At 67.0% G+C, this 17,059-nt stretch carries 19 protein-coding genes; 13 read left to right on the top strand and 6 right to left on the bottom strand.

The annotated features are described in order from the left end of the window. Nucleotides 1-3: 3 nt before the first annotated feature. Both G6R31_RS00680 and G6R31_RS00675 read right to left on the bottom strand, forming a co-directional pair. The gene (locus G6R31_RS00680) at nucleotides 4-978 is read right to left on the bottom strand and encodes a branched-chain amino acid ABC transporter permease (RefSeq protein WP_017869814.1); all 975 of its coding nucleotides are present in this window, start codon (nucleotides 976-978) and stop codon (nucleotides 4-6) included. 130 nt (nucleotides 979-1,108) lie between these two features. After that, nucleotides 1,109-2,272, bottom strand: coding sequence for an ABC transporter substrate-binding protein (locus G6R31_RS00675; protein WP_017869815.1), 1,164 nt, complete (start codon nucleotides 2,270-2,272; stop codon nucleotides 1,109-1,111). Nucleotides 2,273-2,533: 261 nt separating this feature from the next. Between G6R31_RS00675 and infA the strand changes: the two genes are divergently transcribed. From infA to rplQ, 7 genes are all read left to right on the top strand, one after another. Beyond that, on the top strand, nucleotides 2,534-2,776 hold the full coding sequence (infA, locus tag G6R31_RS00670; protein WP_017869816.1) for a translation initiation factor IF-1: 243 nt from the start codon (nucleotides 2,534-2,536) through the stop codon (nucleotides 2,774-2,776). Nucleotides 2,777-2,894: 118 nt separating this feature from the next. Continuing rightward, the gene (gene rpmJ / locus G6R31_RS00665) at nucleotides 2,895-3,008 is read left to right on the top strand and encodes a 50S ribosomal protein L36 (protein ID WP_012693977.1); all 114 of its coding nucleotides are present in this window, start codon (nucleotides 2,895-2,897) and stop codon (nucleotides 3,006-3,008) included. 2 nt (nucleotides 3,009-3,010) lie between these two features. Beyond that, nucleotides 3,011-3,391 (top strand): 30S ribosomal protein S13, encoded by a 381-nt coding sequence (gene rpsM / locus G6R31_RS00660; protein ID WP_017869817.1) that lies wholly within the window; start codon nucleotides 3,011-3,013, stop codon nucleotides 3,389-3,391. A gap of 3 nt (nucleotides 3,392-3,394) precedes the next feature. Further along, the gene (gene rpsK, locus G6R31_RS00655) at nucleotides 3,395-3,790 is read left to right on the top strand and encodes a 30S ribosomal protein S11 (protein WP_010888757.1); all 396 of its coding nucleotides are present in this window, start codon (nucleotides 3,395-3,397) and stop codon (nucleotides 3,788-3,790) included. A gap of 145 nt (nucleotides 3,791-3,935) precedes the next feature. Then, the gene (rpsD, locus tag G6R31_RS00650; RefSeq protein ID WP_017869818.1) at nucleotides 3,936-4,553 is read left to right on the top strand and encodes a 30S ribosomal protein S4; all 618 of its coding nucleotides are present in this window, start codon (nucleotides 3,936-3,938) and stop codon (nucleotides 4,551-4,553) included. Nucleotides 4,554-4,567: 14 nt separating this feature from the next. Continuing rightward, on the top strand, nucleotides 4,568-5,593 hold the full coding sequence (locus G6R31_RS00645; protein ID WP_017869819.1) for a DNA-directed RNA polymerase subunit alpha: 1,026 nt from the start codon (nucleotides 4,568-4,570) through the stop codon (nucleotides 5,591-5,593). A gap of 101 nt (nucleotides 5,594-5,694) precedes the next feature. Further along, nucleotides 5,695-6,045 carry a 50S ribosomal protein L17 gene (rplQ, locus tag G6R31_RS00640; protein ID WP_017869820.1) on the top strand — a complete coding sequence of 117 codons (351 nt, stop codon included), beginning with the start codon at nucleotides 5,695-5,697 and terminating at the stop codon, nucleotides 6,043-6,045. A gap of 99 nt (nucleotides 6,046-6,144) precedes the next feature. Here rplQ and G6R31_RS00635 read toward each other — a convergent pair whose 3' ends face one another. The 3 genes from G6R31_RS00635 to lptB form a co-directional block, all read right to left on the bottom strand. Next, entirely contained in the window at nucleotides 6,145-8,709 is a 2,565-nt protein-coding gene (locus G6R31_RS00635; protein ID WP_025566752.1) for a U32 family peptidase, read from the bottom strand. Nucleotides 8,710-8,811: 102 nt separating this feature from the next. Continuing rightward, the gene (locus tag G6R31_RS00630) at nucleotides 8,812-10,713 is read right to left on the bottom strand and encodes a DUF3084 domain-containing protein (RefSeq protein ID WP_017869822.1); all 1,902 of its coding nucleotides are present in this window, start codon (nucleotides 10,711-10,713) and stop codon (nucleotides 8,812-8,814) included. Nucleotides 10,714-10,737: 24 nt separating this feature from the next. After that, nucleotides 10,738-11,508 (bottom strand): LPS export ABC transporter ATP-binding protein, encoded by a 771-nt coding sequence (lptB, locus tag G6R31_RS00625; RefSeq protein WP_025566750.1) that lies wholly within the window; start codon nucleotides 11,506-11,508, stop codon nucleotides 10,738-10,740. A gap of 324 nt (nucleotides 11,509-11,832) precedes the next feature. Between lptB and G6R31_RS00620 the strand changes: the two genes are divergently transcribed. The 4 genes from G6R31_RS00620 to G6R31_RS00605 are packed head-to-tail and all read left to right on the top strand — an operon-like array spanning nucleotide 11,833 to nucleotide 14,539. Further along, the gene (locus G6R31_RS00620) at nucleotides 11,833-12,999 is read left to right on the top strand and encodes a phosphopentomutase (protein WP_017869824.1); all 1,167 of its coding nucleotides are present in this window, start codon (nucleotides 11,833-11,835) and stop codon (nucleotides 12,997-12,999) included. Next, a complete protein-coding gene (locus tag G6R31_RS00615) occupies nucleotides 12,996-13,616 on the top strand; it encodes a hypothetical protein (protein WP_017869825.1) in 621 nt (206 codons plus the stop codon). The genes G6R31_RS00620 and G6R31_RS00615 overlap by 4 nt, the downstream gene beginning before the upstream one ends. Beyond that, nucleotides 13,613-14,032, top strand: a complete 420-nt coding sequence (locus G6R31_RS00610) for a hypothetical protein (RefSeq protein WP_017869826.1) — start codon at nucleotides 13,613-13,615, stop codon at nucleotides 14,030-14,032. Before G6R31_RS00615 ends, G6R31_RS00610 begins: the two co-directional genes overlap by 4 nt. A 39-nt stretch (nucleotides 14,033-14,071) precedes the next feature. Next, on the top strand, nucleotides 14,072-14,539 hold the full coding sequence (locus G6R31_RS00605) for a hypothetical protein (protein ID WP_017869827.1): 468 nt from the start codon (nucleotides 14,072-14,074) through the stop codon (nucleotides 14,537-14,539). Here G6R31_RS00605 and G6R31_RS00600 read toward each other — a convergent pair. Continuing rightward, a complete protein-coding gene (locus G6R31_RS00600) occupies nucleotides 14,517-15,014 on the bottom strand; it encodes a P-loop nucleotide/nucleoside kinase family protein (RefSeq protein WP_017869828.1) in 498 nt (165 codons plus the stop codon). The two genes, G6R31_RS00605 and G6R31_RS00600, sit on opposite strands and share 23 nt — an antisense overlap. 56 nt (nucleotides 15,015-15,070) lie before the next feature. On the opposite strand from G6R31_RS00600, the gene hisD reads away from it, so the two are divergent. Both hisD and G6R31_RS00590 read left to right on the top strand, forming a co-directional pair. After that, a complete protein-coding gene (gene hisD, locus G6R31_RS00595; protein WP_017869829.1) occupies nucleotides 15,071-16,381 on the top strand; it encodes a histidinol dehydrogenase in 1,311 nt (436 codons plus the stop codon). Continuing rightward, on the top strand, nucleotides 16,378-16,941 hold the full coding sequence (locus G6R31_RS00590; RefSeq protein ID WP_017869830.1) for an antibiotic biosynthesis monooxygenase: 564 nt from the start codon (nucleotides 16,378-16,380) through the stop codon (nucleotides 16,939-16,941). Before hisD ends, G6R31_RS00590 begins: the two co-directional genes overlap by 4 nt. Nucleotides 16,942-17,059: the final 118 nt, after the last annotated feature.

Raw genomic sequence — 17,059 nt, 5'->3', positions numbered from 1 at the left:
GGTTCACACCTTCTGAATCTGGGCCTTGCCGAGCAGACCCTGGGGCCGCAGCAGCAGCACGGCGAACAGCAGCGCGAAGGCCACCGCGTCCTTGTAGGCGCTGTAGTCGGCGGGCACGAAGGCCTCGGCCAGTCCGATCAGCAGGCCGCCCAGCACCGCGCCGGGAATGTTGCCCAGACCGCCGAGCACGATCACCGCCAGCCCCTTGAGACCGAAGGCCTGCCCGAAATACGGCCCGCCGATGCCGAAGGCCAGCGACACCAGCGTGCCTGCCAGCCCGCCCAGGAACCCCGAGAGGAAGAAAGTGATCAGCACGTAGCGGTCCACACTGATGCCGAGCAGACTCGCCGTACCGGGATTCTCGGCCACCGCCCGCAGCGCCTTGCCGACCTTGGTGCGCCCGATCACGTAGCCCAGAATGCCCAGCATGACCATGCTGACGGCGAAAATCACCAGTTGCACGCTGCGGATGACGACCACCTTGTCGCCCACGTTGAAGGTCAGGGCGGGCCGGAATTCGCCGTAGGCATTCGCCGGAAAGCTGTAGCTCTCGGCGCCGACGAGCAGCTGAATCAGGTTGACGATCACCAGCGCCACCCCCAGGCTGCTCACCAGCGCCAGCAGCGGCTCGGCCCCCCGCGCCCGCATGGGCCGGAAGGCGAGGCGCTCGATCAGGACCGCGATCAGCCCCGCCAGCGCCGCGCCGATCAGGGTCGCCAGCCCGAAGGCCCAGGGGTTGCCCGCGAACGGCGACCCGGCGGGAAAGAGGTTGATGCCTTTGAGCAGGCCGTTGTTCTCGAATTGCCCCGACACCAGCGCGTAGGTGAAGTACGCCCCCAGGGTAAACACGGCCCCCTGCGCGAAATTGATGATGCCCAGAATGGAAAACACCAGCGTGTACCCCAGCGCGAAAATCGCGTAGACGCTGCCGATTGCCAGACCGTTCATCAGGTTCTGAATCAGTTGACTGGGTTCCATGACCCCTCCAGAGGCTCAGCCCGGCACACAGAGTGCACAAAGAGTTCAGCCGTCAGAGCAAACAGCGCACCCGAACGGGGCGAAACGCTGCTGCCTGACGGCCGAGACATGCACGTGGGGCCTGCGTCGCTTATTTATCGAAGACGAACGAACCGTTCTTGGCGTCTTTCATCTTGATGCGGGCCACGAAGAATTCCTTCTGGTTGACCTCGCCGTCCTTGTCGAAGCGCAGTTCGCCGAGCGGCGTGCTGTATTTGCCTGCCAGCACCTGCTTGTTCAGTTCGGTGCGCAGGGCGGCCAGGTCCCAGGTGCTGAGCTTCTTCTTCTTGTCGATCACCTTCAGCGCGTCCACGAAGACCTGAATGCCTGCGTAGGCCTGCGCCGCGAACTGGGGCGGGTCCTTTTTGTAGAGCTTGCGGTACTCGCTGACGAACTTCTGGTTGACGGCACTCTTCTGCGAAGGGCTGTACGCCTGAGCGACCAGCACGCCGTCGCAGTCCTTCTGGCAGACCGGAAAGACGTTGGCGGTGTTGAAGCCGTTGCCGCCCACGATCAGGCCTTTGTAGCCGAACTGCCGCAACTGCTTGACGATGTTGCCCCCGTCGGCGGCCAGCGCCGAGACGACCACCAGTTCGGCGCCCGAGTTGATGACCGCCGTGACCTGGGTGGTGAAGTCGGTGTCGGTGGTCAGCGACTTCTGCACGGTCACGATGTTCAGGCCCTGAGCCTTGAGCGTGGACTGGAAGGTTTCGGTTTCGCTCACCGAGAAGGCGTCGTTCTGGGCGTACATCACGGCGACTTTCTTGATCTTGGGATTGAGCTTGAGCGCCTGCTTGACGGCGGCGGGCGCAATGACGGCAATCGGCGCCGAGACGCGGGCCACGTAGGTGCCGATCTGGGGAATGCCCTTGGCGGTGTTGCTGATGCCCAGCACCGGCACCTTGGCCCGCTCCGCGACCGGGTCGGCGGCGAACGCCTGCTGCGAGAGGGTCGGTCCGACGATGCCCAGCACCCGGCTCTTGTTAATCAGGGACTGAAAGGCGTTGATGGCCCCGTTTTCGTCGCCGCCCGCGTCCTGATAGACCAGCTTGATCGGGGTGCCGTTCACGCCGCCCGCTGCGTTGATCAGCTTCTCGGCGACTTTGGCCCCGGCCACCTGCTCCTGCCCGAACAGCGACACGTTGCTGGTCTGCGCCACGGCGACCCCCAGCGAGATGGAACTGACCTTCTGGGCCGCCGCCGGAGCACTGGCGAGCGCCGCACCCAACACCAGCAGTTTCGTCACGTTGTTCATACGTCCTCCCCACCCCAAGAAATGAGGCGCACATCAAAAGAAACTGAATGGTCCTTTCACTATGAAAAGACGCGGCAGTGAAGTCAAGCCGGCGGCGTGATTCTTCTAAACAGCCCGCTTTGTCCGTTATTGAGGGACACAGAGGCGGTGACGCGGCGCGGCGCGAGTGGTCGCCAGAGCTGCGCTTGCCCGCCGCGCCGTCAGGTGGTACTTTTATGTTTGGCTTGTATCAAGCCTGGAGGTTGCGTGGCAAGACGAAAGATGCCGGAACAGCGGGAAAAGAAGAAGAAGGACGAGTCCGATACCGTGCGGGCCGAGGGCGTGGTGGAAGAGGCGCTGCCCAACACCACGTTCCGCGTGAAGCTCGACACGGGGCACGACATCCTCGCTTACATCAGCGGCAAGATGCGAATTCACTACATTCGTATTCTGCCCGGGGACCGTGTGGTTCTGGAAATCAGCCCCTACGACACCACTCGTGGGCGCATCGTCTACCGCCGATAAGGCGCGGCCTTCAGGCTCTGACGACACCAAACAGATTCCCTTGGGTGCCTGCCGAGCAGGCCGGGGGTCGAGCGCTGCTCAAACGTCATGATGGACGAAGGCGGCGCGAGGAGGAAGCATGAAAGTTCGTAGCAGTGTCAAGAAGATGTGCGACAACTGCAAAGTGATCCGCCGCCACGGTCGCGTGCTGGTCATTTGCTCCAACGTCAAGCACAAGCAGAGGCAGGGTTAAGCATGGCACGTATTGCTGGTGTTGACCTCCCCCGCGAGAAGCGCGTCGAAATCGCGCTGACCTACATCTACGGCATCGGTCTGACCCGTTCCAAGGAAATCCTGGAGCGCACGGGCATCAACGCCGATACCCGCGTCAAGAACCTCAGTGAAGCCGAGCAGTCCACCCTGCGCGAAGCCATCGAAAAGACCTACAAGGTCGAAGGTGACCTTCGCAACGAAGTCGGCCAGAACATCAAGCGCCTGATGGACATCGGCGCTTACCGTGGTCTGCGTCACCGCCGCGGCCTGCCCGTGCGTGGGCAGCGCACCAAGACCAACGCCCGCACCCGCAAAGGTCCGAAAAAGACCGTCGCCGGGAAGAAAAAGGCCACGAGGAAGTAAGCCATGGCGAAACCCACCAAAGGCAAGGCTCCGCGCCGCTCCCGGCGCAACATCAGCGCTGGTCGCGCCTACGTGCACGCCAGCTACAACAACACCATCGTCACCATCACCGACCTGGACGGCAACTCGGTGGCGTGGTCCTCGGGCGGCACCATCGGTTACAAGGGCAGCAAGAAGGGCACCCCCTACGCTGCTCAGCTCGCCGCCGCCGACGCCGTGAAGAAGGCCCAGACCTCCTTCGGCATGGCCGCCGTGGACGTGATCGTGCGTGGCAGCGGCTCGGGCCGTGAACAGGCGATCCGCGCCATTCAGGCTTCGGGCATCGAAGTCCGCAGCATCATGGACGACAGCCCCGTGCCCCACAACGGCTGCCGCCCCAAGAAGAAGTTCCGCGCCTAAAGCGCACGCGCGCGCCCACCTGCCCCGGTTTCGTCGGCTCAGGCCTGAAGCTGTACCACCAGCGAGAAGCCGGGCACCAGAGGGCCGCAAGACCCAGTGCAAGCTGACACAACCGACACAGCGCACTGTGACAAGGAGTTATTACATGGGTCGTTTCCGTGGTTCCATCACCAAGCAAAGCCGCCGCGAAGGCATCAACCTCGCGGAAACCGAAAAGGTCCAGAAGTACCTGGACCGCCGTCCCTACGGCCCCGGTCAGCACGGCCAGCGCCGCAAGGGTCGCCCCAGCGACTACAGCGTGCGTCTGCGTGAAAAGCAGAAGCTCGCCCGTCTGTACGGCATGAACGAAAAGCAATTCCGCAACCTCTTCGAGGAAGCGAGCAACGTTCCCGGCGTGACCGGCACCGTGTTCCTGCAACTGCTGGAGCGCCGCCTGGACAACGTCGTGTTCCGCATGGGCTTTGCCAGCACCCGCCGTCAGGCCCGTCAGTTCGTCGGCCACGGTCACATCCTGGTCAACGGCAAGAAAGTGGACATCGCCAGCTACCGCGTGAAGATCGGCGACGAGATCAGCGTGGCCGAAGGCAGCCGCAGCATGGGCTTTATCCAGGAGAACATGGACGCGCAAAAGCGCCGCCGTGTCAGCCCCTGGGTCGAGATGGATCATGACAACTTCAAGGGCACCTTCTCGCGCCTCCCCGCACGCGAAGACCTCGCCCTGCCGATCAACGAAAACTTCATCATCGAGTACTACTCGCGCTAAATCAGGAGGCCCCAGTGGAGCAAAAGCGCCCTCAACTCAAGGCCCGCGTGGACGGCGACTACGGCGAATTCGTGCTGGAGCCGCTCGCGCGTGGTTACGGCGTCACCATCGGGAACCCTATCCGGCGCATCCTGATGTCCTCGATTCCCGGCACCGCCGTGACGAGCGTGTACATCGAGGATGTGCTGCACGAATTCAGCACCATTCCCGGCGTCCGGGAAGATGTCATTCGCCTGATTCTCAACCTCAAGGAACTGGTCGTGAAGTTTCACACCCCCGGTCCCAAGACCCTGACCCTGCGTGCGCAGGGCGAGGGCGAGGTTCGTGCCAGCGCCTTTGAAGTGCCCACCGACGCCGAGATCGTCAACCCCGACCTGGTCATCGCCAATCTCGCCGAAGACGGCAAGCTGGTGATGGAAGTCCGCGTCGAGGAAGGCGAAGGCTACGTGTCGGCCGACAAGCACGCCACCAAGGACCGCATCAACTCGATTCCCGTCGACGCGATGTTCAGCCCGGTGCGGCGTGTGGCCTACCACGTGGAAAACACCCGCGTGGGTCAGCAGACCGACCTGGACCGCCTGATTCTGCGCGTCTGGACCGACGGCAGCGCCGGTCCGCAGGAAGCGCTGGACAAGGCCGTCGAGATTCTGCGTGATGAACTGAGCGTGTTCGGCAACGTCGAAACCATGCCCGCGCTGGAAAACAGCTACGCGGCTGCGGCTCCGGCGGCGGTCTACGACCCGGCGACGGCCACCCTGCCCGCCAGCGTCTACGACAGCCCCCGGCAGCCCGACCTCGGCAGCCTGAGCATCAACCCGCAGCCCTTCCCCACCGATCAGGACACGCCCCGCGTGACCCTGGAAGGCCTGGGGCTGACCACCCGCGTGCTGCACTCCCTCAAGGAAGAAGGCATCGACTCGGTGGACGCGCTGTGTGCGCTTTCCGACCGCGACCTGAAAAAGGTGCCCGGCATCGGCGAGCGCAGCCTGGACGAGATCAAGCAGCAACTGGCCCAGTTCGGCCTCGCGCTGCGCGACTGACGTTCCTGGCGGCCTGAGCTGCCCACGCTGCCTGTTCCGTATCTTCCCCGGCCCCCACTTTCCCCGGCCCCCGCAGGGCCGCCGATCCAAGGAGAACCACCATGCGTCACGGTAAAGCCGGTCGCAAGCTCAACCGCAACAGCAGCGCCCGCGTCGCCCTGGCCCGTGCCCAGGCGACCGCCCTGCTGCGCGAGGGCCGCATCCAGACGACCCTCACCAAGGCCAAGGAGCTTCGTCCCTTTGTTGAAAGCCTGATCACCACCGCCAAAGGTGGCGACCTGCACTCCCGCCGCCTGATCGCCCAGGACATCCACGACAAGGAAGTCGTGCGCAAGGTCATGGACGAGGTGGCCCCCAAGTACGCCGAGCGTCCCGGTGGCTACACCCGCATCCTGCGCGTGGGCACCCGTCGCGGCGACGGCGTCACGATGGCCCTCATCGAACTGGTCTGAGCTTCACCACACCTCTTCTCCCCTGCTTCGGCGGGGGAGTTTTTTTGTCGGGACAGGGTGCCTTTCTCCAGAACGGGAAGGGCACCCTGTCCCAGACCTTCAGAGCATGGGGAGCGCAGGCAACACGTCGAAGCCTTCGGGCACGAACAGGCTGCCTTCCGTCACCCCTTGCTCCGAGACGGTGCGCAGGCGGGCTTCGAGGTCCCGGACACCGATTTCACCGTTCAGGAAGGCCCGGTGCGCCTGAACCACTTCGCGCACCTGCTCGGGCGATTCATGAACGAATTCGAGGCGGAAGTGACGCAGCCCGGCCTTCAGCCAGTCGTGCAGGTGAGGCCCGGCAATCTGGGGGCGGCCCTCGAACACCGTGTTGCGGCAGCCCACGTCGGCCATGACCGGGTGCTGCACGCCGCGTTCGTCCTTCAGCGCCACGCGGTGAGACTCGCAGGGGTGGCCGCAGTTGGTGTAGTCGGTGCCGTCGCTGAGAAAACGGCAAAACACGCAGTGCTCGGTGTGGAAGACAGGGAGGTGCTGGTAGGCGATGACTTCCAGACGTTCGGGGCCGACCAGCCCGGCGAGTTCCGACACCTGCCGGGCGTTGAGGTCGTGGGTGGGGGTCAGCCGGGTGAGGTTCATGTCCAGCAGGGCGCGGGCGGTCAGCACGTTGGCGGCGTTGAGCGAGAAGTCGCCGGTGAGCGGCGGCAGGTTTTCCACGTCCTGCAAACCTTCCAGCAGGCCGCCGGAGCGCACCAGCAGCTCGGCATTCAGCCCCAGCAGGAACTTTTCGAGGTTCTGCTCGGTGGGCTTGAGGATGCGCGGAGAAGCGACCCGCACCGGAATCCCCGCCGCCCGGACTTTTTCCACACTGGGCTTGAGGCCGTACAGCTCCAGATAATCGAGCGTGACCGAGTCGGGGCGCTCGGTCAGCGCGGCGCCCAGTTGCTCGGGCGTGCGCACGAGGACATGAATCTGAGGGGAGGTGCCGCTCGCCGTCTCTCTCCCCCCGCCCCCGGTCATCAGCGTCTGCTCCAGCCTTGCAGCGGCGTGACGCTCCGGCGCCCGCCCGCGCAGCTCCGTCAGGCGCTCCACCGCTTCCCGGCGCAGGGCGTTGAGCGCCGAGACGGGAAGAAAGCCCGCGCCCTGCAACTCCGCCGTCAGCCCGGCGAGGTGGTAGCCGGTGCCGCCGAGTTTGCCGAGCTGCTCGGTCAGGGCCGCTTCGTCCAGAGCGCGGTTGCGGGCCTCGGACAGCGGGGCGTCGCCACGGACGGTCACGCTCTGGCCCTGCTCGTGGGTCAGCGTCAGCGTGGCCACCTCCCCCACCCGGCCCACGAACCGCGCCGTGACCGGGCGGGTGTAGAGCGGGTCGGAAGCGTCGAGCAGCGGTTTGACGCGGGCGCTGAGCGTCGGGTCCTGGGTGCGCCACACCGGGTCGCCGGGCCGAACGCGGTCGGGGTTGACGGCCCCTTTGGCGAAACGGAGTTCGGCGGTGGTTTTGCCATCTGCCATTTGCCTTCTGCCTTCCGCATTCACCTGATAAACAAACCCTCCCTCCTCCTTCCCCTCAGGTTTGCGCCAGTTGGCGGGGTCGAACACCAGACCGTCGCCGGGCCTGACTGGCTCGGTGAGTTCGACGAGGACGCCGCGCTCGGTCAGCCCCACCACCGTGCCGACGCGCACGCCCCGGTGCCTCGGCGCCCGGCCCCGCACGACGCGCTGGTGGTTGGTGCCCGCCATGAAGTGCGGCCCCAGCCCGCGCGAGTAGACCTGTTCGAGGTCCTGTTCCTCCTGCGGGGTGATGCTCAGCGGGCGCCCGGCCCACGCCTCGTCCACCGCCTTGCGGTAGGCGGCGGTGGTCAGCGCGACGAACTCGGCGTCCTTGTAGCGGCCCTCGATTTTGAGGCAGTCCACGCCGATGCGGACGAGGTCCGGCACCTGATGCAGCGCGTAGAGGTCGCCCGGCGAGAGCAGGTAGCGGGCGTCGCCGAGGTCGCGCTGAACGCCGTCCACGAACATTTCGTAGGGCAGTCGGCACGCCTGGGCGCACTGGCCCCGGTTGGCGCTGCGCCCGCCCCACGCTTCGGAGGAAAAGCACTGGCCCGAGTAGCTGACGCACAGCGCCCCGTGCACGAAGGTTTCGAGTTCCACGTCGGTCTGCTGGGCGATGCGCTCGATGTCCTTGAGGCTCAGTTCGCGGCCCAGCACCACCCGCGAGGCCCCGAAGCGCCGCGCCAGCTCCGCGCCCTCCGCACTGGTGATGCTCATCTGGGTGGAGCCGTGAATGGGCAGGTCGGGGCAGATGTCGTGAATGAGGCGGGCGACGCCGAGGTCCTGCACGATCAGGGCGTCCACCCCCGACTCGGCCAGATGGATGATCTGCCGCTCGGCGTCGCGCAGCTCACGGTCGAACACCAGCACGTTGAAGGTGACGAAGCCCATGACGCCGCGTTCGTGCAGGCCGCGCATCATCTCGGGCAGCGCCTCGGCGTCGAAGCCCACCTTGGCCCGCGCATGGAAGCCCGCGCCCGTGCCGTCGGCCCGCCCGTCGCCCTGCAAAGGATTGACGCCAAAAAACACCGCGTCGGCCCCCGCCTCCACAGCGGCTTTCAGTTGGGCGTGACCGCCGACGGGACTCATGACTTCAGGTTTGACGGCAGGGCGCGGCATAACGGGTCACTGTAGCGCGCAGACACGAAAAGAGGTGTGGGGCAGGCGCCCTTTTCCTCCCTTGCCGGAAAAATCCTCGTGCCGGAGACCGCTGCTCGGGCCTCACGGCCCCCGGGCGTACAGGTCCACGCGGGTGCTCGGGCGCACGTCGTCCCGCGCCGCGATGCTGATGACCGCCGCACTGTTGCCCTTCTCGCGCAGGGTGGTGAGCAGGGTCACGAGGTCGCCCACGTCGAGACTGGGGTTGACGATGTACTCGCCCGGCACGCCACGCAGGGTCAGTTCGAGCACCGTGTCCTGCATCAGTTCGGACAGCTGGTTCTGGAGCGTGGCCGGGTTCTGGAGGTTGACCGTCGCCCGGCGAATCGGCTGCCCGGCGCGGTAAAGCAGCGTGTTGGCGCGGGCGTCGCAGATGAGTTCGACCGGCAGGCCCACCACGCTGTTCTGAGCAGCGCGGCAAATCACGAAGGCGCTGGTGTTCAGGCCGCGCAGCTTGGTTTCCAGGGAAGCGCGCGCCGAAGGCCCCAGGCGCACGGCCGGACCCTCGGCCCCCGGACGGGCACCGCGACCGGCGGCGGTGGCCCCGGCGACCTTGAGAAAAGTGTCGAGATTGCGCACCGAGGGCACCACCCCGGCGTAGACGAGTTCGTTTTTGGGGTAGGCGAGTTCAGCCGTGCGGCTGAGGCTGAGTTCGTTTCGGGTGCTGGAATACTCGGCCTGCAGGCGCGAAAGGCTCTGACGCGTCTGGGCAAGGTCCTGGGAGAGTGCGGCGTTGCTGTCCTGCAGTTGCCGCTGCTGGCTGCGGAGCGCGGCGAGGTCCTGCCGCACGCGGTCGCGGTCCTGCACCGCGCGGTCACGGGCCTGCACCGCCTGGGTGCGCTCGGTCTGCAGGCGGTCACGCTCGGCCACCAGTCGGTCGCGGGCCTCCAGCGCCGCCTGACGCTCGGCCACGGCCTGGGTCCGGGCGGCGACGGCGGCGTCACGCGCCCCGACCGCCTCGTCGCGGGCCGCGCCTGCCTGCTGCGCCTGCGCCTCCAACGTCCCGACCTGGGACCGCAGCGCCGCCGCCCGCTGCTGGGCCTGCCGGACCTGCGCCTGGGCCTGCCGCTGGGCCTGGGCCACCTGCTGCGCGGCGCCGGAACGCACCTGTCCGAGCTGGGTCTGGGCGGCCTGCTGCGCCTGCCGAACACTCGCCTGCGCGGCGGCCTGGGCCTGGGCCTGCACCTGTTCGGCGCGGGCCTGGGCCTGCCGCGCCTGCTCACTCACCCGCGCGGCGCGGGCCTGCGCGGTCTGGGCCGCCGACTGAGCCGCCGCCGCCTGACGCTGCAACGCCTCGGTGCGGGCCTGGGCCGCGTCGGCGCGGGCCTGGGCGTTCTGGGCTTCCTGCTCGGCCTGGGCGCTGCGGAGCTTGAGGTCGAGCACCTGCGAGTCGAGCTGCGCGGCGCGGGCCTCGCTCGCCTCAAGCTGCTCCTGAGACGCCGCGAGACGCTTGCGGCTGGCCTGGGCCTGGGCTTCCAGGGCGCGGCGCTGCTTGCCCAGCGCGGTAAGGCGGGCCTGAAGTTCCTGCGCCTGCCCGGTGAGCTTGGCGCTCTCCGCCCGTGCCGCCGCGAGGTTCTGGCGGGCCACGGCGAGTTCCTGCCGGGCGGCCTCGCGTTCCCCGGCGGCCCTTTGCGCCTCGCTGCGGGCGGCCTCACGCTCGGTGCGGGCGGCCTGCAACTCGCCCTGAACGGTGCTGACCTCCTTTCTCAGCGCCTCGATCTGGGGCCGGAGCTGGTCGGCCTGCGCGATGGTCTGCACCGCCGAGCGGTTGAGCAGCAAAAACGCCGCCAGACTCGCCGCGCTGATGCCCATGCCCGAGAGCACCGCCACGATGGTCGCCGTCTGCTTGGGCCGCAGACCGAACCAGCGCAGATGCTTGCGGCCCGCTTTCTTGGCGATGGTGTCGGCGGCGTAGGCCACCACGCCGGAAAGCACCACCACGAAGGGCAGAAAGAGCCACAGCACGCCTCAGCCTCCCCTGACCCTACTTCACAACTCGAAGTCGTCGCCGAGGTAATGGCGCCGGGCGTCCTCGTCCTGGGCGAACTGCTGCGGGGTGCCCTCGAACTTCACTTCGCCGTCGAACATCAGGTACACCCGGTCACACAGGGCGATGGTTTCGCGCACGTTGTGGTCGGTGATGAACACGCCGATGCCCCGGCGGTCGCGCAATTCGCGGATGAGGCGCTGAATCTCGCGGATGCTCTTGGGGTCCACGCCGGTAAAAGGCTCGTCGAGCAGCAGGTAGTCGGGGTCGGTGGTCAGCGCCCGGGCGAGTTCCAGCCGCCGCCGCTCGCCGCCCGAGAGCTGGTAGGCGTAGGCGCCTGCGAGGTGGGTCAGGCCGAACTCGGCCAGCAGGTCGTCGGCCCGTTTTTCCTGCTCGGCGCGGGAGAGTTTTTGGTATTCCAGAATCGCCAGCAGGTTGTCGCGGGCGGTCAACTTGCGAAAAGCGCTCGGTTCCTGCGGCAGGTATCCCAATCCCAGCCGCGCCCGCTCGTGCATGGGCAGCCGGGTCAGGTCGCGGCTGCCCAGCGCAATCTGGCCCCCGCCAGGGCGAATAAAGCCCACCACCATGTAAAAGGTCGTGGTCTTGCCTGCGCCGTTGGGACCGAACAGCGCCACGATTTCACCGGGCGACACCCGGAAGTCCACCCCCCGCACGACCTGCCGCTTGCCATAGGTCTTGCTCAGGCCCATCGCCGTCAGTTCGGGGCGGGCGGGCGTGGGCGCAGGAACAGGCATGGCGGCGGGGGCAGTCACGGTTTTCAGCGTAGCACGGGCCTTTTAGGGGTCTGTGAGGAGGGCGGAGAGTCGAGGGTGGTGGGCCAAAAATATGTTCTGGCTCCCTTTGAGGGGAGCTGGCAGCGAAGCTGACTGATACGGATTCCGCTTAATTCCTGCACAGTCGGGAAAGCGCCGCCTGTGCATCCATATCGCGTAATCCGTATTTTTCCTACTCGCATCCGCTCGGATTGAATCTGAAACGACCAGATTCAATCGGAATCCGTATGAGGGGTAGACCACGGCCATCTGCCATTTGCCATCCGCCTTCAGCCATCCGCCTCCCCCCGCTATCCTCTCCCCATGCACTTCACTGTCATCGTTCTGGATTCCGTGGGGGCGGGGGCGCTGCCCGACGCCGAGCAATTTGGCGATGGGGGCGCACACACCCTCAACCACACCCTCGAAAAGGCCCCTGTGGCGCTCCCCAACCTCGCCCGCCTGGGCCTGGGCCGCGTGCCGACGGTCCAGACTTCGGCCCAGACCATTCCCGCCGATGTGGACGTGGCAGGCGCCTATGGCCGGATGCGCGAAGTCAGCCCCGGTAAGGACACCAGCACGGGCCACTGGGAATTCATGGGCGTGCAGCTTCAGCACCCGTTTCAGGTGTTTCCCGACGGCTTCCCGCCTGCCGTGATGGACAAATTCGACGCGGCGACGGGGCGCGGGCATCTGTGCAACCAGCCCTACAGCGGCACCGACGTGATTCGGGATTTTGGGGAAGAACACGTCAGGACGGGGTTCCCCATCGTGTACACCAGCGCCGACAGCGTGTTCCAGATTGCCGCGCACGAGGACGTGGTGCCGCTGGAGACGCTCTACGCCTGGTGCCAGGCCGCCCGCGAGATTTTGCAGGGCGAGTACGCGGTGGCCCGCGTGATTGCCCGGCCTTTCCGGGGCCAGCATCCCTTCGAGCGGGCAAACGAGCACCGCAAGGATTACTCGCTCACGCCGCCGCCCACCGTGCTCGATGCCCTGAAGGAGGCGGGCAAGGACGTGGTGGGCATCGGCAAGATTCCCGACATCTACGCCGGGCAGGGCTTTACCGAGAGCATCCACACCGACGACAACGCCGACGGCATCCGCAAGACGCTGGAGCGCATGAAGCGCGGAGTAGACGGCCTGATTTTCACCAATCTGGTGGACACCGACGCCAAATTTGGACACCGCCGCGACCCGGCGGGCTACAGCAACGCCCTGGCCGAGTTCGACCGCGCCCTGCCCGAAATCCTCGCCGCGCTGCCGGAAAGCGGCACCCTGCTGATTCTCTCCGACCACGGCAACGACCCGACCTGGCACGGCACCGACCACACCCGCGAATACGGCCTGCTGCTGGCCTATCGCCCCGGCCTGGGTGCGCGGGATTTGGGCGAACGCGAAACCTTTGCCGACGTGGGTGCAACGGTAGCGGAAGCGCTGGGGGCGGCGTGGAACGGCCCCGGCACGTCCTTCTGGAACGACTTGCAATGAGCCTGCCGAGTGCCGAAACCTTCGCCATGACCCTGACGCTGGGAGGACGCTACGCCGGGCAGCAGGACTGGGCCATTCACAGCGAGCGCGGCACCCTGACCGCCCGCGTGCAGACCGAGTTCGGCGGCGTGCTGCCCGAAGTGCGCCGGGTACAGACCAGCCGGATGCACGCCCAGACCCTGACCAGCCTGCACTACGCCGAGGGCGACGGCTATGGCCGGGCGAACTTCGAAACCGGCTTCGACCGCAAGACCGGCGTGGTCACGCTGCGCCAGGGCCGCGACGAGGCGCAGGCCCCACTGACGGTAGACCACCACGACCCGGTCAGCCTGCTGCTGTGGCTGCGCACGCTGGGCGGACAGGACCGCGCCGAGGCGCACCTCACGGGCGGCAAGGCATTGATTCAGCGCCTCGCGGACCTGGAGGTGGACGGGCACCCCGCCTCCGTCTACTTTCTGCGGCCCGGCGGGGCTTACGTGTACGTGGAGCAGGCCGCGCCCTGGCGGCTGCTGCGCCTGATTCAGCCCACCGACTTCGGCCCCATCGAGGCGAATCTGGGCGGCAGTGCCCCACCCCGGCGGCAGGGTGGCAGCAAGGGGCGGCGGCGGGTCGGATGAACCGGCAGCTGTTTGCCGCGCTGCTGAGTGTCTGCTCGCTGGCGACGGCAGCACCGGCCACCCTGCGCGACCCCCGCGTGGACGCGGCGCGCCAGACGTTTACCCCAGCGCAGCAGCGCATCCTGGACGCGCTGGCAACCCGGATTCAGGCCCGCCCGGCGGCGGTTCCGGCCTTGCAATGGCGGGGCGGCGGGCTGGACGGCGGCGCGGCGTGGCTGTCGTTCAGTGCGCCTTTTCGCACCCGGACCCCCGAACGGCTGGACGTATTTTCGGTGGGGCAGACGGAAGGTCTCCACTTCCTGCTGGTCCTGACCCGGCCCGGCGAGCGCGAGCAGGTGTGGCTGCTGGAGCCGACCGACATGGGCAACTGGGCCAATTACTACGCCCCCAAAACGATTTATACGGATTCCGCTTAATTCCTGCACAGTCGGGAAAGCGCCGCCTGTGCATCCATATTGCAGAATCCGTATTTTTTCCTACTCGCATCCGCTCTGCTGCGCAGCTTTGCAAGTCGGATTGAATCTGAAACTACCAGATTCAATCGGAATCCGTATTACACGGCCCGCGACCTCAATCTGGACGGGCGGCGCGAACTGGTCATCGAGTACGCGGGGGGCATCGGTGACGGCGGGGGTGGACAGTCCAGCACGTCCCTGCTGCTGCTGGATTTCAATGCCCAGGGGCCGAAAATCTGGGGCAGTCTTCCCGTGAACGACGCCGCATTCGGCCCCGACGGTGAAGTGTTCCGGCAGGCGGCCTACGTGGTGCAGGTCGAAAAGGGCAAAACGCCCCGCTTTCAGGGCCTCTTTCTCAAGACGCTGAGCAAGTCCTTTGCCGAGCGTGAGCAATACGCCGCGACAGGGAAAGTCGTCCCGCTCAAGCTGGACCCCACCCCCCCCTTCAAGTTGACGCGGCTGTGGTAAGGGCAGGCGGCACGACCTCTACCACCTCGTCCTCCCCCAGCGGCTCGAACTGCGACCTCAGCATGCGGTAGGTGTTTTCGGCGACGTGCAGATGCCCCGGCTCACGCTCGTTGCGGGCGAGTACACGGGCAAGGGCTTCCTCGTCGGGCAGGGACAGGGCGTAGAGGCGAAATTCGGCCCCCACCTCTGCCGCTGCCGCCCGCAGGTGGTCGCGCTCCGAGCGTTTCCAGGCCCCGCCGTCCAGAATGACGTGCTGACCGAGTTCCAGACACCGCCGCCAGCACCTTTCCATCAGGCCGCGCACCCGTTCCTGGGCCGCGCGGTATTCGCTTTCGGGCGGGTCCACGCCGTAGAGCGACACCATCCATTCGTCTGCCGAGAAACGGATGCCGGGCAACTCGCGCTCCAGCCGCCGCGCCAGCGTGGTTTTGCCTGCGCCGATGTAGCCGTGAAGGACGTGGAGGGTACCGGGCATACGGGCAGTCTAGGGGCTGGGACGTGCGGCCACGTCGCCGCGCCTATCCTCTCCCCATGCAAGTGCTTCAAGGGGCCGAGGCCCGCGCCGCCCTGACCCGCAGTTTTTCGCAGATTCCCGTGCCGGGCGCGGTGCTCGCGCGCATCGAACAGACTTTTGGCGAGCGCCTGACCCCCGAACAGGTCGTGGAACGCATCCTGACCGACGTGCGGGGGCGCGGCGACGACGCCCTGCGCGACTGGACGGAAAAACTGGACGGCTCCCGACCCGCAGAGATAGAAGTTTCCGCCGCCGAACTGCACGCCGCGCAGGTGGACCCCGACCTGCACGCCGCCATTCGCCTCGCCGCCGAGCGGGTGCGGGCCTTCTACCTGCAGCAGCCCGCACACGGCTTTCTGGAACACGGGCCGGACGGGGCGCTGGGGCAACTCGTGCGCCCGCTGGGACGGGTGGGCGTGTACGTGCCGGGCGGCCTCGCGCCCCTGATTTCCACCCTGATTCACACGGCGGTTCCGGCGCAGGTGGCGGGCGTGCCCGACATCGTGGTCACGACGCCGCCGGGCAGGGACGGGAATGTTCACCCGGCGATTCTGGTGGCGGCCCGCGAACTGGGGATTTCCCGCGTGTTCAAGGTCGGCGGGGCGCAGGCCATCGGCGCCCTCGCCTACGGCACCGCCAGCATTCCAGCGGTGGACAAGATTGCCGGGCCGGGCAACCTGTTCGTGGTCATCGCCAAGCGCATGGTCTACGGTCAGGCCGGAATCGAGAGCCTGCCGGGGCCGACCGAGACGCTGGTGGTGGCCGACGACTCCGCCGACCCACGCTTCGTCGCCGCCGACCTGCTCGCCCAGGCCGAGCACAACGGGGCCGAACCGGTGCTGGTGAGCACCAGCCGCGAGCTTTTGCTGCGTGTTCAAACCGAACTGAATGAACAACTGGAAAACCTGCCTGAACCCAACCGCTCCTGGGCGCGGGACAGCGTACAGGCCCGCATGAAGGTGGTGCTGGCGAGTGACCTCACCGAGGCGCTGGAGCTGGCCAACCTCTACGCGCCCGAACACCTCTGCCTGCTCACCCGCGACCCCTGGAGCCTGCTGGGGCAGGTGCGGCGGGCGGGCGGCGTGTTCGTGGGCGAGGCGAGCATGGAGGCGCTGGGCGACTACGTGGCCGGGCCGAGCCATGTGATGCCCACCGGGGGCACCGCCCGCTTCATGAGTCCGGTCAACGTGCGCGACTTTCAGAACATCATCAGCGTGGTGGGCATAAACGCAGACACACTGCGCCGCATCGGGCCTGCCGCCGCCGTGCTCGCCCGCGCTGAGGGGCTCGAAGCCCACGCCCGCGCCGTGGAGAGCCGTCTTTCATGACCGCCGAGGGACAGGTGCAGACCGACCCGGTGAGCCTCGTCATCCGCCGCCGCATCCGGCCCGGCAAGGAGGCCGAGTACGAGGCGCTGCTGGCCGAAGCGATCGGCATGCTCGCCCGGATGCCCGGCCACCGGGGAACCGGCATCGTGCGCCCCGCCGCCGGGGACCGCGAGTACACCCTGATGGCCCGCTTCGACAACGTGGACAGCGCCGCCGCCTGGGAGGGGTCGCCGCAGCGCCTCGCCTGGCTGGAGAAAATCGGCAGGGTGGTGGACGAGGACCTCAGCTTCGAGCGGCAGCCGGGGCTGGACTTCTGGTTCACGCCGCCCGCCGCGCCCACCCTGCGCCAGCCGCCGCGCTGGAAAATGGCGCTGCTCACCCTGGGCGTGCTCTACCCGGTCAGCCTGAGCCTGAACTGGCTGCTGGGGCCGCACATCGGTCACTGGGCGCTGCCGCCGCGTGTGCTGGTACAGTCGGCGCTGGTCGTCATGCTGATGACCTACCTGTTCATGCCCCTGGCGACGCGGACAGCGGCGGGGTGGCTGAGCAGCAAGGTTTAGAGCAGTTCTCCGAATTACGTGATGCGCGGAACAGCACCCCGCATCACTCCATTCTCCGCCCTGCTCAGTGTTTTGCACTCGCTCCGCTCGCCAAAAAGACGTTACGTCTTTCTGTCAA

This window comes from Deinococcus wulumuqiensis R12, from assembly GCF_011067105.1.
Classification (GTDB): Bacteria; Deinococcota; Deinococci; order Deinococcales; family Deinococcaceae; genus Deinococcus; species Deinococcus wulumuqiensis.
The sequence above is the reverse complement of the archived record's forward strand: the minus strand, read 5'-3'. Positions and strand labels throughout refer to the sequence as shown.

Bases quoted from the DNA above. Each gene is read 5' to 3' on its own strand.
- G6R31_RS00680 (WP_017869814.1), bottom strand. From the start codon at position 978: ATGGAACCCAGTCAACTGATTCAGAACCTGATGAACGGTCTGGCAATC.
- G6R31_RS00675 (WP_017869815.1), bottom strand. From the start codon at position 2,272: ATGAACAACGTGACGAAACTGCTGGTGTTGGGTGCGGCGCTCGCCAGT.
- infA (WP_017869816.1), top strand. From the start codon at position 2,534: ATGCCGGAACAGCGGGAAAAGAAGAAGAAGGACGAGTCCGATACCGTG.
- rpmJ (WP_012693977.1), top strand. From the start codon at position 2,895: ATGAAAGTTCGTAGCAGTGTCAAGAAGATGTGCGACAACTGCAAAGTG.
- rpsM (WP_017869817.1), top strand. From the start codon at position 3,011: ATGGCACGTATTGCTGGTGTTGACCTCCCCCGCGAGAAGCGCGTCGAA.
- rpsK (WP_010888757.1), top strand. From the start codon at position 3,395: ATGGCGAAACCCACCAAAGGCAAGGCTCCGCGCCGCTCCCGGCGCAAC.
- rpsD (WP_017869818.1), top strand. From the start codon at position 3,936: ATGGGTCGTTTCCGTGGTTCCATCACCAAGCAAAGCCGCCGCGAAGGC.
- rplQ (WP_017869820.1), top strand. From the start codon at position 5,695: ATGCGTCACGGTAAAGCCGGTCGCAAGCTCAACCGCAACAGCAGCGCC.
- G6R31_RS00635 (WP_025566752.1), bottom strand. From the start codon at position 8,709: ATGCCGCGCCCTGCCGTCAAACCTGAAGTCATGAGTCCCGTCGGCGGT.
- G6R31_RS00620 (WP_017869824.1), top strand. From the start codon at position 11,833: ATGCACTTCACTGTCATCGTTCTGGATTCCGTGGGGGCGGGGGCGCTG.
- G6R31_RS00615 (WP_017869825.1), top strand. From the start codon at position 12,996: ATGAGCCTGCCGAGTGCCGAAACCTTCGCCATGACCCTGACGCTGGGA.
- G6R31_RS00610 (WP_017869826.1), top strand. From the start codon at position 13,613: ATGAACCGGCAGCTGTTTGCCGCGCTGCTGAGTGTCTGCTCGCTGGCG.
- G6R31_RS00600 (WP_017869828.1), bottom strand. From the start codon at position 15,014: ATGCCCGGTACCCTCCACGTCCTTCACGGCTACATCGGCGCAGGCAAA.
- hisD (WP_017869829.1), top strand. From the start codon at position 15,071: ATGCAAGTGCTTCAAGGGGCCGAGGCCCGCGCCGCCCTGACCCGCAGT.
- G6R31_RS00590 (WP_017869830.1), top strand. From the start codon at position 16,378: ATGACCGCCGAGGGACAGGTGCAGACCGACCCGGTGAGCCTCGTCATC.